The organism is Pseudomonas sp. CF161, assembly GCF_000416215.1.
Classification (GTDB): Bacteria; Pseudomonadota; Gammaproteobacteria; order Pseudomonadales; family Pseudomonadaceae; genus Aquipseudomonas.
On sequence record NZ_ATLP01000107.1, the window covers coordinates 39,563 to 55,739 of the forward strand.

12 protein-coding genes are annotated in these 16,177 nt (G+C 59.0%); 2 read left to right on the forward strand and 10 right to left on the reverse strand.

Annotation, left to right across the window (positions count from 1 at the left end; translation table 11 throughout):
- Positions 1-176 precede the first annotated feature (176 nt).
- The 7 genes from lpdA to sdhC form a co-directional block, all read right to left on the reverse strand.
- Positions 177-1,613, reverse strand: coding sequence for a dihydrolipoyl dehydrogenase (gene lpdA / locus CF161_RS24040; protein WP_020299224.1), 1,437 nt, complete (start codon positions 1,611-1,613; stop codon positions 177-179).
- Between the two features lie 103 nt (positions 1,614-1,716).
- Positions 1,717-2,937, reverse strand: a complete 1,221-nt coding sequence (odhB, locus tag CF161_RS24045; protein WP_020299225.1) for a 2-oxoglutarate dehydrogenase complex dihydrolipoyllysine-residue succinyltransferase — start codon at positions 2,935-2,937, stop codon at positions 1,717-1,719.
- A 44-nt stretch (positions 2,938-2,981) separates the two neighbouring features.
- Positions 2,982-5,813 carry a 2-oxoglutarate dehydrogenase E1 component gene (locus CF161_RS24050; protein WP_020299226.1) on the reverse strand — a complete coding sequence of 944 codons (2,832 nt, stop codon included), beginning with the start codon at positions 5,811-5,813 and terminating at the stop codon, positions 2,982-2,984.
- 261 nt (positions 5,814-6,074) lie between these two features.
- Positions 6,075-6,779: a succinate dehydrogenase iron-sulfur subunit gene (locus CF161_RS24055; RefSeq protein WP_020299227.1), complete on the reverse strand. Its 705-nt coding sequence runs from the start codon at positions 6,777-6,779 to the stop codon at positions 6,075-6,077.
- 11 nt (positions 6,780-6,790) lie between these two features.
- A complete protein-coding gene (sdhA, locus tag CF161_RS24060; protein WP_020299228.1) occupies positions 6,791-8,563 on the reverse strand; it encodes a succinate dehydrogenase flavoprotein subunit in 1,773 nt (590 codons plus the stop codon).
- Positions 8,564-8,566: 3 nt separating this feature from the next.
- A complete protein-coding gene (sdhD, locus tag CF161_RS24065) occupies positions 8,567-8,935 on the reverse strand; it encodes a succinate dehydrogenase, hydrophobic membrane anchor protein (RefSeq protein WP_020299229.1) in 369 nt (122 codons plus the stop codon).
- Positions 8,929-9,303 carry a succinate dehydrogenase, cytochrome b556 subunit gene (sdhC, locus tag CF161_RS24070; protein WP_020299230.1) on the reverse strand — a complete coding sequence of 125 codons (375 nt, stop codon included), beginning with the start codon at positions 9,301-9,303 and terminating at the stop codon, positions 8,929-8,931. The genes sdhD and sdhC overlap by 7 nt, the downstream gene beginning before the upstream one ends.
- A gap of 363 nt (positions 9,304-9,666) precedes the next feature.
- Between sdhC and gltA the strand changes: the two genes are divergently transcribed.
- A complete protein-coding gene (gltA, locus tag CF161_RS24075) occupies positions 9,667-10,956 on the forward strand; it encodes a citrate synthase (protein WP_003222994.1) in 1,290 nt (429 codons plus the stop codon).
- Positions 10,957-11,231: 275 nt separating this feature from the next.
- Here gltA and CF161_RS24080 read toward each other — a convergent pair whose 3' ends face one another.
- The 3 genes from CF161_RS24080 to CF161_RS24090 form a co-directional block, all read right to left on the reverse strand.
- Positions 11,232-12,890, reverse strand: coding sequence for a cation acetate symporter (locus CF161_RS24080; RefSeq protein ID WP_020299231.1), 1,659 nt, complete (start codon positions 12,888-12,890; stop codon positions 11,232-11,234).
- Positions 12,887-13,198 carry a DUF485 domain-containing protein gene (locus CF161_RS24085; protein WP_020299232.1) on the reverse strand — a complete coding sequence of 104 codons (312 nt, stop codon included), beginning with the start codon at positions 13,196-13,198 and terminating at the stop codon, positions 12,887-12,889. The genes CF161_RS24080 and CF161_RS24085 overlap by 4 nt, the downstream gene beginning before the upstream one ends.
- 191 nt (positions 13,199-13,389) lie before the next feature.
- A complete protein-coding gene (locus CF161_RS24090; RefSeq protein ID WP_020299233.1) occupies positions 13,390-14,241 on the reverse strand; it encodes a glycine betaine ABC transporter substrate-binding protein in 852 nt (283 codons plus the stop codon).
- A 329-nt stretch (positions 14,242-14,570) separates the two neighbouring features.
- Between CF161_RS24090 and CF161_RS24095 the strand changes: the two genes are divergently transcribed.
- Positions 14,571-16,124, forward strand: coding sequence for a beta-1,6-glucan synthase (locus CF161_RS24095; protein ID WP_043230297.1), 1,554 nt, complete (start codon positions 14,571-14,573; stop codon positions 16,122-16,124).
- The last annotated feature ends 53 nt before the right edge of the window (positions 16,125-16,177 follow it).

A 16,177-nucleotide genomic window follows, 5' to 3' on the forward strand; every position in this document is an offset into this window, starting at 1 on the left:
ATAAGTGCCGCGCCACCTGTGACCGCTACTCACCGGACATCTCCAGCCCTGAACCCGGAGCCGTGGCTCTGGTACAGCGCTGAAGCGATCCCATGAGGTCGAGTCCAGCGGATGTTCCGCGGTGAGTCTTGCTCGCAAGGCTCACGACGGGCAATCCGCCGTGGTTTCTTATTGTCTTAACGCTTTTTGCGGTTGGCGATGTGGATGGCGCCGCCATTCACTGCCAGTGCTGCTTCGTGCAGGGCTTCGGACAGGGTCGGATGGGAGAAAACCATCATGCCCAGGTCTTCGGCACTGGTGCCGAATTCCATGCCGATTGCACCTTGCTGAACCAGTTCCGCAGCGCTTGGGCCAATCACATGGACGCCCAATACGCGATCAGTCTTGGCATCGGCGATCACTTTGACAAAACCGCCGGTGTCGTTGGCCGCCATGGCACGGCCACTGGCTGCAAACGGGAAGGTGCCGACGTTAACTTCAACGCCTTCAGCTTTCAAGGCCTGCTCGGTTTTACCGACCCACGCGATTTCCGGGTGAGTATAAATAACCGAAGGGATCAGGTCATAGTTCATCTGAGCCTTGTGGCCCTTGATGCGCTCGACAACCATGATGCCCTCTTCCGAGGCCTTGTGAGCCAGCATCATGCCGCGAACCACGTCACCGATGGCGTAAACGCCCGGTACGGTGGTGGCGCAGTGATCATCAACGTGCACGAAACCGCGCTCGTCGAGGGTCACGCCGCAATCAGCAGCCAGCAGATCGGTGGTCACCGGACGGCGACCAACGGCTACGATCAGCTTGTCGAAAGTAATGGTCTGCTCGCCATTGGCGTCGGTGTAAGTCACTACGACTTCTTCGCCATTGACCTTGGAACCGGTAACGCGAGCACCCAGCTTGATGTCCAGACCTTGTTTGGTCAGGGTTTTCAGCGCTTCCTTGGAAACGGCAGCGTCTGCAGCCATCAGGAAGGTGTCCAGGGCTTCCAGAACGGTCACCTGGGCACCCAGGCGCGACCATACCGAACCCAGTTCCAGGCCGATGACGCCAGCGCCGATCACGCCCAGACGTTTTGGTACCGCTTGGAATTCCAGAGCGCCGGTGGAGTCTACGATCACGTTCTGATCGACTGGAGCCGGTGGAATGTCGATTGGACGCGAACCTGGAGCCAGGATTACGTTCTCGGCTTCGATCACTTCAACCGAACCGTCAGGCTTGGTCACTTCGACTTTCTTGCCAGCCAGCAACTTGCCGTGACCCTGGATAGAGGTCACGCCATTGGCTTTGAACAGGGTGGCAACGCCGGAAGTCAGGCCTTTGACGATGTTGGCCTTGCGGCCGACCATCGCCGGTACGTCCATGGTCACGCCAGCGTGATTGATACCGTGGATCGCGAAACCGTCTTGGGCTTCGTGGAATTTCCAGGAACTGTCCAGCAGCGCCTTGGAAGGAATGCAACCAACGTTCAAGCAAGTACCGCCGAGGGCCAGCTTGCCTTCTTTGTCGGTGTACTTCTCGATGCAGGCAGTGCTCAGGCCCAGTTGTGCAGCCTTGATCGCGGCTACGTAGCCACCAGGGCCCGCACCAATAACTACAACGTCAAATTTCTGTGTCATAAAAGGTTCCCTTTTAGCAACAAGCTACAAGCCGCAAGCTGCAAGTTCGAAGCCCTGCCGCTCTTGAGCTTGAGGCTTGCCACTTGCAGCTTGCCGCTGCTTTTTAGATATCCAGCAGCAAACGAGCCGGGTCTTCCAGCAGGTTTTTGATGGTAACCAGGAAAGTCACAGCTTCTTTACCATCGATCAGGCGGTGATCGTAGGACAGAGCCAGGTACATCATCGGACGGATAACGACCTGACCGTTGATCGCCATAGGACGCTGCAGAATGTTGTGCATGCCCAGGATGGCCGCTTGCGGCGGGTTGACGATCGGGGTCGACATCATGGAACCGAAAGTACCACCGTTGGTGATAGTGAAGGTACCGCCAGTCATCTCTTCCATCGACAGCTTGCCGTCGCGGGCTTTCTTGCCGAAGGTGGCGATGCCGCCTTCGATTTCAGCCAGGCTCATCAGTTCGGCGTTACGCAGAACCGGCACTACCAGGCCACGGTCGCTGGACACGGCAACACCGACGTCGGCGTAACCGTGGTAAACGATGTCCGCGCCATCGATCGAGGCGTTGACTGCCGGGAAACGCTTCAGCGCTTCGGTAGCCGCTTTCACGAAGAACGACATGAAGCCCAGGCGTACGCCGTTGTGGGACTTCTCGAACAGGTCCTTGTACTTCGAACGCAGGGCCATGACTTCGGTCATGTCGACTTCGTTGAAAGTGGTCAGCATCGCCATGTTCGATTGAGCTTCAACCAGACGCTCGGCAACCTTGGCCCGCAGACGGGTCATAGGTACGCGCTTCTCGACGCGATCGCCGGCAGCGAATACCGGGGCAGCGGCAGCAGGAGCAGCAGCCTTGGCAGGCGCGGCAGCCGGAGCGGCTTTCTTGGCGGCAACAGCAGCTACCACGTCTTCCTTGGTCACACGACCGCCTTTGCCAGTGCCGGCAACGGAGGTGATGTTGATGCCGTTTTCTTCAGCCAGCTTGCGCGCGGCTGGAGCAGCAACAGGATCGTCTTCGCCAGCAGCGGCAGGAGCAGCGGCCTGTGCGGCAGCAGGTGCAGCAGCGGCCGGAGCGGCGGCGGCAGCGCCACCTTCCACGATGGAGCCCAGGACTTCGTCGGACAGAACGGTGTCGCCTTCGTTCTTGACGATAGCGCCCAGCACGCCGTCAGCAGTGGCCAACACTTCCAGTACGACTTTGTCAGTTTCGATATCGACGATCAGGTCGTCACGCTTGACAGCATCGCCCGGTTGTTTGTGCCAGGTGGCAACGGTGCCATCGGCAACCGATTCCGGGAAAGTGGGGGCTTTGATCTCGATAGCCATTATCTGTGGTTCCTTAAAATTCGGTTTCAGTCAGCGCGAAGGCGTTAAACAGTAAAGGCATCTTGCAGCAGTTTTGCCTGCTGCTCAGCGTGCATCGATGCATAACCACAAGCAGGTGCAGCAGAAGCGTCACGGCCCGCGTACTCGAGTACGAGCGACTTGTTGTGACCGCTGATGATGCGACGCATGTGATGCTGGCTGCAGTACCAGGCACCCTGGTTCATCGGCTCTTCCTGACACCAAACGATGTGTTTGAGGTTGGAATAAGGAGCCAGGACTTCAATCAAGTCGTCCTCAGGGAATGGGTACAGCTGCTCAAGACGCACGATAGCGATGTCGTCACGACCTTCGGCACGGCGTTTTTCCAGCAGGTCGTAATAGACCTTGCCGCTCGCCAGTACGATGCGACCGACCTTTTTCGGGTCCTGGGCATCGATTTCCGGAATAACGGTCTGGAACGAACCTTCCGCCAGATCTTCCAGGGTCGAGATGGCCAATTTATGACGCAACAGCGACTTCGGAGTCAGGACTACCAACGGCTTGCGCAGTGGGCGAATGACCTGGCGACGCAGCAGGTGATAGATCTGAGCCGGGGTCGTCGGTACGCACACCTGAATGTTGTGCTCGGCGCACAGCTGCAGGTAACGCTCCAGACGAGCCGAGGAGTGCTCCGGCCCCTGCCCTTCATAACCGTGCGGCAGCAGCATGGTCAGACCGCAGAGACGGCCCCACTTGTGCTCGCCACTGGTGATGAACTGGTCGATAACCACCTGGGCACCGTTGGCGAAGTCGCCGAACTGGGCTTCCCAGATAACCAGGGCATTTGGCGTGGTGGTCGAGTAACCATACTCGAACGCCAATACAGCTTCTTCGGACAGGAACGAATCGTACAGGTCGAAACGTGGCTGGCCTTCGTACAGATGCTGCAACGGGATGTAGGTGCCCGCGTCTTTCTGGTTGTGCAAGACCGCATGGCGGTGCGAGAACGTACCGCGGCCGATGTCCTGGCCGGTCATGCGAATCGGGTGACCTTCGAACGCCAGGGTCGCGTACGCCATGGTTTCGGCATAACCCCAGTTGATCGGCAGGCCGCCGGCTTGCATTTTCTGACGGTCTTCGTAGATCTTCGCAACCTGGCGCTGAACCACGAAGCCTTCCGGAATTTCCAGCAGCTTGGCAGACAGCTCTTGCAGGGTCTTGAGATCGAACGTTGTGTCGTGACGTGCAGTCCAGGCGTGGCCCAGGTATGGACGCCAGTCGACGAACAGCTCTTTGTTCGGCTCTTTGACCAGGCTTTTTACAACATGCAGGCCGTTGTCCAGCGCGTTGCGGTATTCATCGATCTTCGCCTGAACACGCGCATCATCCACCACACCGGCCTGGATCAGGCGTTCGGCGTACAGCTCACGGGTCGTGCGCTGCTTGGCGATTTGCTGGTACATCAGCGGCTGGGTGCCGCTCGGCTCATCCGCTTCGTTGTGACCGCGGCGACGGTAGCAGACCAGGTCGATCACGACGTCGCGCTTGTACTGCATGCGGTAATCGATGGCCAACTGGGTCACGAACAATACGGCTTCCGGATCATCACCATTCACATGGAGGATCGGCGCCTGGATCATTTTCGCAACGTCGGTAGCGTACTCGGTGGAACGCGAGTCCAGCGGGTTGCTGATGGTGAAGCCAACCTGGTTGTTGATCACCAGGTGGATCGTGCCGCCAGTCTTGAAGCCGCGGGTCTGCGACATCTGGAAGGTTTCCATGACCACGCCCTGACCTGCGAATGCAGCATCACCGTGGATGGAAATCGGCAGGACCTTGTCGCCATTGGCGTCGTTACGACGATCCTGACGAGCACGCACCGAACCTTCGACCACCGGGGAAACGATTTCCAGGTGGGACGGGTTGAACGCCATGGCCAGGTGAACTTCACCGCCGGCCGTCATGACGTTGGACGAGAAGCCCTGGTGGTATTTGACGTCACCGGAACCCAGCTCGACCTTCTTCTTGCCTTCGAACTCGTCGAACAGCTCACGCGGGTTCTTGCCGAAGGTGTTGACCAACACGTTCAGGCGACCACGGTGGGCCATGCCGATGACGATTTCCTTGGTGCCGTAGGAACCGGAACGCTGGATCAGCTCGTCGAGCAACGGAATCAGGCTCTCGCCGCCTTCCAGGCCGAAACGCTTGGTACCCGGGTATTTGGTACCCAGGTATTTTTCCAGGCCTTCAGCTGCGGTTACGCGCTCAAGCAGGTGACCCTTGATATCGGCGGAGTACGTTGGGCGACCACGCACGCTTTCCAGACGCTGCTGGAACCAGTGGCGCTGCTCGGTATCGACGATATGGGTAAATTCAGCGCCGATGGTGCGGCAATATGTCTGCTGCAACGCTTCGTGAATTTCGCGTAGGCTCGCTTCCTCTTTGCCGATGAACAGGTCGCCGGCACGGAAGGTCGTATCAAGATCGGCATTGGTCAAGCCGTAATGATTGATCGACAGGTCTGCAGGTGCAGGACGCTGCCACAGCCCCAGCGGGTCAAGCTGGGCTGCTTGGTGGCCCCGCATACGGTAGGCCTGGATCAGTCGCAGCACTTCAACTTGCTTCTTCTCGTGCTCACTGCTCACGCTACCGGCGGATACCGGTTGAGCGCGGCGCTGGTTCTTTGCCAGCAAGACGAAATGATCGCGGATTGTCGAGTGCGAAACATCGATGGCAGTGCTGCCTTCGGTAGGCAACTTCTGAAAGTAAGTGCGCCACTCTTCTGGCACAGCGTTAGGGTCGTGCAGGTAGAGCTCGTAGAGCTCTTCCACATAGGCAGCGTTACTACCGGATAGGTAGGCGCTGTTCCACATGCGCTGCATCACGCTTTCTTGCATGCTTGGTCACCCTCGGTTAGGGGAACACCACCGGCGAAGACACCGAGCAAACTTGCAGAAGTCCGAGTGCAGCGACCAAAACAAGCCACTTAGGATCACGCTGATAGTCCGGGTACCAGCCCGGATGCCCCTGCTTGTCTCATTTCTTCAAAATATAGAGCGGCAGCTTTGTGAGCTGCTACTCAGGTTAAAACTACGGCGCCGGTTGAAGCCTGCGCCGCAGCATCTACGGTACAGCGGTCTACGGGTACAGCAGCTGAATCAAACGCCGCTTTGCAGCAGCATGTTACGAATGTGACCGATGGCCTTAGTCGGGTTCAGGCCCTTCGGACAAACGTTGACGCAGTTCATGATCCCACGGCAGCGGAATACGCTGAATGGGTCATCCAGCGAAGCCAGTCGCTCGGAAGTCTTGGTATCGCGGCTGTCTGCCAGGAAGCGGTAGGCTTGCAGCAGAGCAGCTGGACCCAGGAACTTGTCCGGGTTCCACCAGAAGGACGGGCAGGAAGTCGAGCAGCAAGCGCACAGGATGCACTCGTACAGACCATCGAGCTTTTCGCGCTCTTCCGGGGACTGCAGACGTTCGATGGCCGGAGCCGGCGTATCGTTCTGCAGGAATGGCTTAACCTTCTCGTATTGCTTGTAGAAGATGCTCATATCGACGACCAGGTCACGGATAACCGGCAAACCTGGCAGCGGACGAATGACCAGCTTGTTACCTTTTACGACAGCGGACAGCGGCGTAACGCACGCCAGGCCGTTTTTGCCGTTGATGTTCATGCCATCCGAACCGCAAACGCCTTCACGGCAAGAGCGACGATAGGAGAAACCTTCGTCCTGCTCTTTGATCAGGGCCAGTACATCCAGCACCATCAGATCTTTACCACCGGTATCGACCGAGAATTCCTGCATGAACGGCGCAGCGTCCTGATCAGGGTTGTAGCGATAAACACTGACTTTCAACATGGCAGCCACCCTTAATAAGTCCGAATCTTAGGTTCAAAAGTCGGAACAGTCTTCGGCGAGAAATTCACGGCACGCTTGGCAACGCGTTTCTCACCCGGGAAGAACAGGGTGTGGCACAGCCAGTTTTCGTCGTCGCGATCTTCGAAGTCTTCACGGGCGTGAGCACCGCGGGACTCTTTACGCACTTCTGCAGCGATGGCAGTAGCTTCAGCCACTTCCAGCAGGTTCTGCAGTTCCAGTGCCTCGATACGTGCGGTGTTGAAGGCCTGAGACTTGTCGTTGATCTTGACGTTGGCGATACGCTCGCGCAGGTCAGCCAACTGGGTGATGCCCTTCTGCATGTATTCGCCGGTACGGAATACACCGAAGTAGTTCTGCATGCAGTTCTGCAGCTCGCGACGCAGGGTAGCGACATCTTCACCGGTGGTGCGCTCGTTGAGCTGGGCCAGGCGGTTCAGAGCTACATCAATGTCGGTGTCGCTGGCATCACGGTACTCGATACCGTCAGTCAGGGCTTTTTCCAGGTGCAGGCCGGCAGCGCGACCGAATACCACCAGGTCGAGCAGCGAGTTGCCGCCCAGGCGGTTGGCGCCGTGAACCGATACGCACGCCACTTCGCCGACCGCAAACAGGCCAGGGATGATGGTGTCCACGCCTTCGGCGTCCTGAGTGATCGCCTGACCATGAATGTTGGTGGCTACGCCGCCCATCATATAGTGGCAGGTTGGAACCACAGGCACCGGAGCAACTACCGGGTCAACGTGAGCGAAGGTCTTGGACAGCTCGCAGATACCTGGCAGGCGGCTGTGCAGCACTTCCTCGCCCAGGTGGTCGAGCTTGAGCATCACGTGGTCGCCATTCGGGCCACAGCCGTTGCCGGCGATGATCTCTTTAACCATCGAACGTGCCACAACGTCACGACCTGCAAGGTCCTTGGCGTTCGGAGCATAACGCTCCATGAAACGCTCGCCGTGCTTGTTGATCAGGTAACCGCCTTCACCGCGGCAGCCTTCGGTAACCAGTACACCAGCGCCGGCGATACCGGTCGGGTGGAACTGCCACATTTCGATGTCTTGTACCGGCACGCCAGCGCGCAGAGCCATGCCCACGCCGTCACCGGTGTTGATCAGGGCGTTGGTGGTGGAGGCGTAGATACGACCGGCACCGCCGGTAGCCAGCACGGTGGCCTTGGCACGGATGTAGGTGGTTTCGCCGGTTTCGATGCAGATGGCGATCACACCGACGAAAGCGCCGTCCTGGTTCTTCACCAGGTCAACGGCATACCATTCGTTGAGGAAGGTAGTGCCGGCTTTCAGGTTGCCCTGATAAAGGGTGTGCAGCAGAGCGTGACCGGTACGGTCGGAAGCGGCGCACGTACGTGCAGCCTGGCCGCCCTTGCCGTAGTCCTTGGACTGACCGCCGAACGGACGCTGGTAGATGCGGCCCTGTTCGGTACGGGAGAACGGCAGACCCATGTGGTCCAGTTCGAAGACCGCAGCCGGGCCTTCCTGACACATGTATTCGATAGCGTCCTGGTCACCGATGTAGTCGGACCCCTTGACGGTATCGTACATGTGCCAGCGCCAGTCATCGTTCGGGTCGGCCGAAGCGATGGCGCAAGTGATGCCGCCCTGGGCAGACACCGTGTGCGAACGAGTCGGGAACACCTTGGTGATCACCGCAGTCTTGTGGCCGCCCTGGGCCAGCTGCAATGCGGCACGCATGCCGGCACCGCCGCCACCAATGATGATGGCGTCGAAGGAAATAGTTGGAATGTTAGACATGAATCAGATACCCCAGAGAATCTGCACACCCCAGACGAAGTAAGCGAACATTGCAACGCCGCATACTGCCTGGAAAAGGAAACGTACTGCAGTCGCGGACTTGCCCAGCGCCATCGGCGTCAGGTAGTCGGTCGAAATGGTCCACATGCCGACCCAGGCGTGAGCGCCCAGAGCAACCAGAGCCAACAGACTGAAGATGCGCATCCCGTTGTTTGCGAACAGCGCGTGCCACTGGGCGTAGCCCATGCCCGGGTTCGCAACGAGGTATCCAATCAGGAAAATGAAATAAGCCGCGAGAACGACTGCAGAAACGCGTTGCGCCATCCAGTCATAGAGGCCCGAACGCGACAGGTTCGTGACGTTAGTTACCATATCCAAACTCCCGCCAGAACGATGATCACCACGGATACGGCGATAACGATTTTCGAGCCCAGCTTGCCGCCTTCCAGCGTCTCACCGATGCCCATGTCCATGATCAGATGGCGTACACCGGCCACCAAGTGATACAGCAAGGCGGACAGCAGGCCCCACGCAACGAATTTGGCCAGCGGGCTGGTCAAGCATGCCTTCACCTCGGCGAAACCTTCCTCGGAACCCAGGGATTTGCCCAATGCATAAAGCATGATGCCAAGGCCCAGGAAGAGGATGATGCCGGAAACACGGTGGAGAAATGACGTAACGCCAGTAATGGGGAGTTTGATGGTCCTTAGGTCTAGGTTTACAGGTCGTTGGCTATTCACGGCTTTTTTTCACACTGAAGAGCCCCTAACAATCAGGGCAAAGTTGTTGGGGAGTGCACTGGTCAGGTAACCACCACCCAGGGAGTGCGACCCCCATCAAAACAGGCCCAAAAGCCCATGGCGGTCGGTGGCCGAGTATAGACAGTTAGGCTACTAATGACAACGCAAACGCCTTCCCCTAATAGCGCATTGCGTTACGAGTATAAAAGGCGTAAATGGCAGGGAATTTCGACGAAAAAGTACGGTTAAAGCCTTCTGGGGCAAGACTTTAGGCAAATTGACATTCAGATTTATCTCACTATAGTGGTGCGGGCCCTGCGTGGGGGGTCTGTCTGATGATTTCAAGCATAAATAGGAGGCCACATGGCTGACAAAAAAGCGCAGTTGATCATCGAGGGCGCAGCCCCCGTCGAGCTGCCCATTTTAACCGGCACCGTTGGTCCCGATGTTATTGATGTTCGGGGCCTGACGGCCACGGGCCGCTTCACCTTTGACCCTGGCTTCATGTCGACCGCTTCCTGCGAGTCGAAAATCACCTACATCGACGGCGACAACGGCATTCTGTTGCACCGTGGCTATCCGATCGAGCAGTTAGCTGAAAAGTCGGACTATCTGGAAACCTGCTACCTGCTGCTTAATGGCGAACTGCCAACAGCGGAACAGAAGGCCCAGTTCGTCAGCACCGTGAAAAACCACACCATGGTCCACGAGCAGTTGAAGACCTTCTTCAACGGCTTCCGTCGCGATGCTCACCCGATGGCCGTCATGTGCGGCGTAGTCGGCGCCCTCTCGGCGTTCTACCACGACTCCCTGGACATCAATAACCCGCAGCATCGCGAAATCTCCGCGATCCGCCTGGTCGCCAAGATGCCGACCCTGGCAGCGATGGTTTACAAGTACTCCATGGGCCAGCCCATGATGTACCCGCGCAACGACCTGACGTACGCGGAAAACTTCCTGCACATGATGTTCAACACCCCGTGCGAGATCAAACCGATCAGCCCGGTACTGGCCAAGGCAATGGACCGGATCTTCATCCTCCACGCCGACCACGAACAGAACGCCTCGACGTCCACCGTGCGCCTGGCCGGCTCTTCGGGTGCCAACCCGTTCGCCTGTATCGCTGCCGGTATCGCCGCACTCTGGGGCCCTGCCCACGGCGGCGCCAACGAAGCCGTGCTGACCATGCTCGATGAAATCGGCGATGTCTCGAACATCGACAAATTCATCGCCAAGGCCAAGGACAAGAACGATCCGTTCAAGCTGATGGGCTTCGGTCACCGGGTTTACAAAAACCGCGACCCGCGCGCCACCGTGATGAAACAGACCTGCGACGAAGTGCTCAAGGAACTGGGGATCAACAACGATCCGCAACTCGAACTGGCCATGCGCCTGGAAGAGATCGCCCTGACCGACCCGTACTTCATCGAACGCTCGCTGTACCCGAACGTCGACTTCTACTCGGGGATCATCCTCAAGGCGATCGGCATTCCAACCAGCATGTTCACCGTGATCTTCGCCCTGGCGCGGACTGTCGGCTGGATCTCCCACTGGAAAGAAATGCTCTCCAGCCCGTACAAGATCGGCCGTCCGCGCCAGCTGTACACCGGTTACGAGTCGCGTGATATCACCAAGCTGGAAGACCGCAAATAAGATCTGCCTTGCGATAACGTCTTAGCAGCAGCGATTACGGCCTCTTTAGAGGCCGTTTTTGTGTCCGGGACAAGGCTCGAGAACATTAGCGCAGCCTGCTGCAGCGGCTACGGCAGACCGACAGCGCTCCAGCCTCTGTAGCCACTACCACAGGCTGCGTCCGATCTGCGCCCCACCCCAGCCCTCCCCCCAGGCAAAAAAATGCCCCAGTCTCTCGACCGGGGCATTTGTCAGGTAACGCCGCTTATATATAGAAGCCGATACCTCTTGCTACCTTAGTGCGACACCGCCCCACTGGCGCCAAGGCCGGTTTGCGAGCGGACGAATTGCGGGAAGAACAGCGCCCGCTCATTTTCCGCAGCAGCCGACTTGTCAGTGATGGAGAAGAACCAGATCCCGACGAAGGCAATGATCATCGAGAACAGTGCCGGGTACTCGTACGGGAAGATCGCCTTCTCGTGATGCAGGATCTGCACCCAGATGGTTGGGCCCAGGATCATCAGGCCAACCGCACTGACCAGCCCCAGCCAGCCGCCGATCATGGCGCCACGGGTGGTGAGCTTCTTCCAGTACATCGAGAGCAGCAGTACCGGGAAGTTGCAGCTGGCGGCAATGGAGAACGCCAGGCCGACCATGAACGCGATGTTCTGGCTTTCGAACAGGATGCCAAGGCCGATCGCCAGCACACCCAGCGCGACGGTGGTGATCTTCGAGACGCGGATTTCATCCTTCTCGTTGGCCTTGCCCTTCTTGATCACGCTGGCATACAGGTCGTGAGACACCGCCGAAGCGCCTGCCAGGGTCAAGCCGGCAACCACCGCCAGAATGGTGGCGAAGGCCACCGCCGAGATGAAGCCCAGGAACACACTGCCGCCTACGGCATTGGCCAGGTGCACCGCCGCCATGTTGTTGCCGCCCAACAGCGCGCCAGCAGCATCCTTGAAGGCCGGGTTGGTGCTGACCAGCAGGATCGCGCCGAAGCCGATGATAAAGGTCAGGATGTAGAAGTAACCGATGAAACCAGTGGCATACAGCACGCTTTTACGGGCTTCTTTCGCGTCACTCACGGTGAAGAAGCGCATCAGGATGTGTGGCAGGCCAGCAGTACCGAACATCAGTGCCAGGCCGAGGGAGAAGGCCGAGATCGGGTCCTTCACCAGGCCGCCCGGGCTCATGATCGCTTCACCTTTGGGGTGAACCTTGATCGCCTCGGCAAACAGCGCGTTGAAGTCGAAGTTGACGTGCTTCATCACCATCAGTGCCATGAAGGAGGCACCAGACAGCAGCAGCACGGCCTTGATGATCTGTACCCAGGTGGTCGCCAGCATGCCGCCGAACAGCACGTACAGGCACATCAGGATCCCCACCAGGATCACCGCCACGTGGTAGTCGAGGCCGAACAGCAGCTGGATCAGCTTGCCGGCACCTACCATCTGCGCGATCAGGTAGAACGCCACCACCACCAGCGAGCCACAGGCCGACAGGGAGCGGATCTGGGTTTGCCCGAGGCGGTAGGACGCCACGTCGGCAAAGGTGTATTTGCCCAGGTTGCGCAGGCGCTCGGCGATCAGGAACAGAATGATCGGCCAGCCCACCAGGAAGCCGATCGAGTAGATCAGGCCGTCATAACCGGAGGTGAACACCAGCGCGGAAATACCCAGGAAGGACGCCGCCGACATGTAGTCGCCGGCGATGGCCAGGCCGTTCTGGAAACCGGTGATCTTGCCGCCTGCCGCATAGTAGTCGGCCGCCGACTTGTTGCGCTTGGAGGCCCAGTAGGTGATGCACAAGGTTGCACCGACAAACACCACAAACATGATGATCGCGGAAACGTTGAGTGGTTGTTTATGCACTTCGCCAGTCAGGGCTTCAGCCGCCCAGACACTTGGAGCAAAGGCCGCGACGCCCAGTAATGCCAATAGACGCCGGATCATTGCTGAGCCTCCTTGAGAATCGCATTGTTCAGGTCGTCGAATTCGCCGTTGGCGCGTCGTACGTAGATAGCCGTCAGGACAAAGGCCGAAAGAATCAGCCCGACACCGATGGGAATGCCCCAGGTGATGGATGACGTTGGACTGAGTTTGGCGCCAAGGATCTGAGGTCCATAGGCGATCAATAGAATGAAGCCCGAGTAAAGCCCAAGCATGATCGCCGAAAGAATCCAGGCGAACCGCTCTCTCTTGCTGACCAGCTCCTTGAAACGCGGGCTGTTTTGAATCGAGAGGTAAATGCTGTCGTTCATTGTTTTTATCCTCGCAGCACAGATTTTAGTTGGAACGCATTCCACTCTATGCGGCTATGGAGCAGGTTCCAGACGACCTTAGTATTAGAACGACATTAGTCATGACGCCAATTTATCCCCAAGAAAAAACAAAGGCCGCCCGGTGCGAACACCGAGCAGCCTTGAGAAGCCTAATCTAGACGCCTCGTCGATTATTTAGCAGTCCACTCCGCGACGCGCTCCGGGTGTTTGGCCACCCACTCTTTCGCGGCCACATCAGGCTTGGCACCGTCCTGAATGGCCAACATGACTTCGCCGATTTCGTCTTTCGAGGCCCATTGGAACTTTTTCAGGAAGGCCGCAACTTCCGGCGCCTTCTTCTCCAGGCCCTTGCTGCCGATGCTGTTGACGGTTTCAGCCGCGCCATACACGCCTTTCGGGTCGTCGAGGAAGCGCAGTTTCCACTTGGCGAACATCCAGTGCGGCACCCAGCCGGTGACGGCAATCGATTCTTTTTTATCTTCGGCGCGGGTCAGTTCGGCAATCATCGCCGCCCCCGAACTGGCCTGCAGTTTGTAATCGAGGCCGTAATCCTTGATCGCCTGGTCGGTCTTGAGCATCACACCCGATCCGGCATCGATGCCGACAATCTTGTTCTTGAAGCTGGTGTCGTCCTTGAGGTCGGCGATGGACTTGGCTTTCACATACTCCGGCACGATCAGGCCGATTTTCGCGTCCTTGAAGTTGGGGCCGTAGTCGACCACCTTGTCCTTGTTCTTCGTCCAGTATTCGCCATGGGTCACTGGCAGCCAGGCTGACAGCATGGCATCGAGTTTGCCGGTGGCGACGCCCTGCCACATGATCCCGGTCGCGACGGCTTGCAATTTGACGTCATAACCGAGCTTCTGCTTGATCACTTCAGCCGCTACATGGGTGGTCGCCACGCTGTCCGACCAACCGTCGACATAGCCGATGCTCAGGGTTTTGCTGTCGGCGCTGGCCAGGGTGGAGCTGATCGCAAGTACCAGAGCGGCACCTGCGCCTAAGAGTCGTCGCATCTTCATCGTTACTTCCCCGAAAGTGCTGCGCCCGACGGATGCCGAGTCGCGTCAACCTATTGTTCTGGTGCACAGCGCCCCCTTCACGCCCACCACAAAACCCGTTCGAACATCAGCGGAGTACTGATGTTTCGATCATCAACCTGCGGCCATCTGCAACCTGCTCTGTCTGCGACCTCAAGGCAGCCAGCAACGACATCAGATAGCCAGCAATTCTGCCGCCTCCAGGGCGGGTGCCGATCCCGCTCGAACTTTGCATGTCAAAATCATGCGGCGCCCCAAGCCAGCGGCAAATGCAGGTAAGATGCCCGGCTTTGCTCCCAGACGGCCTGACCATGCCCGCGATAGCCCGCTTCCCTGTCCTGCCCTATTTATTTGCCTGCCTGCTTGGCCTGTTTGCGATCTGCGGCTTCTGGTACGGCCTTGGCCAGCCGGTGCTGCTGCCGGACGTCGCCAGCGCCAGCCACAAGCTGCAATGCGCCTCCTACACCCCTTTCGATAAAGACCAGTCACCGTTCGACCAGCCGTTCAAACTGCGCCCGGAGCGCATGGACGCCGACCTGGCGCTGCTGGCCACCCGCTTCGAGTGCATCCGCACCTATTCCATGACCGGCCTTGAAGCCCTGCCGGACCTGGCGCGCAAGCACGGCCTGAAGCTGATGATCGGCGCCTGGGTCAACAGCAACCCGGTGGACACCGAAAAAGAAGTCGACCTGCTGATCGCCTCGGCCAACGCCAACCCGGATGTAGTGAGTTCGGTGATCGTCGGCAACGAAGCCCTGCTGCGCAAGGAAGTCACCGGCCCGCAACTGGCCAAGCTGATCCACAAGGTCAAGGCCAACGTCAAACAGCCGGTGACCTATGCCGATGTCTGGGAGTTCTGGCTCAAGCACCCGGAAATCGCCCCGGCGGTGGACTTCCTGACCATCCACTTGCTGCCGTACTGGGAAGACGACCCGTCCAATATCGACGCCGCGCTGAACCACGTCGCCGAGGTGCGCCAGGTATTCGGCAACCGCTTCGCGCCCAAGGACGTGATGATCGGCGAGACCGGCTGGCCCAGCGAAGGCCGCCAGCGTGAAACCGCCCTGCCGAGCCGGGTCAATGAAGCCAAGTTCATTCGCGGGTTTGTCGCCCTGGCCGAGCACAATGGCTGGCACTACAACCTGATCGAAGCTTTCGACCAACCCTGGAAGCGCGCCAGCGAAGGCGCCGTCGGCGGTTACTGGGGCCTGTTCGACGCCGACCGCCAGGACAAGGGCGTGCTCGCCGGCCCGGTCTCCAACCTGCCTTACTGGCCGGAGTGGCTGGGCGTGGGCGGGGCGATCTTCCTGGTGACCCTGCTGCTCGGCGGCCGTGTCCGCAGCACCCGCGCGGCGCTGCTGCTGCCGTTGCTGGGCGCCCTCGCCGCCTGCTCCATCGGCGCCTGGGGCGAGTTGGCGCGGGTCACCAGTCGGTTTGCCGGCGAGTGGTTCTGGGCGGCGCTGCTGCTGGGCCTGAACCTGCTGGTGCTGGCCCACGCGGCCCTGACCCTGAGCGCCAGGAGCGGTTGGCGTGAACAGGCTTTCGACATCCTGGAGCGACGTGCCGGCTGGCTGCTGACAGCCTCAGGTTTCGCCGCCGCGGTGATGATGCTGGAGCTGGTGTTCGACCCGCGCTATCGCAGCTTCCCGAGTGCGGCCCTGGTGCTGCCGGCCCTGGTCTACCTGTGCCGTCCGGTACGGGTGCCACGCCGCGAGATCGCCCTGCTGACCTTTATCGTCGGCGCCGGGATTGCCCCGCAGCTGTATCGCGAAGGCCTGCAAAACCAGCAAGCCTGGACCTGGGCCCTGGTCAGCCTGCTGCTGGTGGCCGCCATGTGGCGCAGCCTGCGGGCACGCAAGGCCTGATCCCGATTCAGGCCTCACGGGCACAAAAAAGGGATGACCGCGGTCATCCCTTT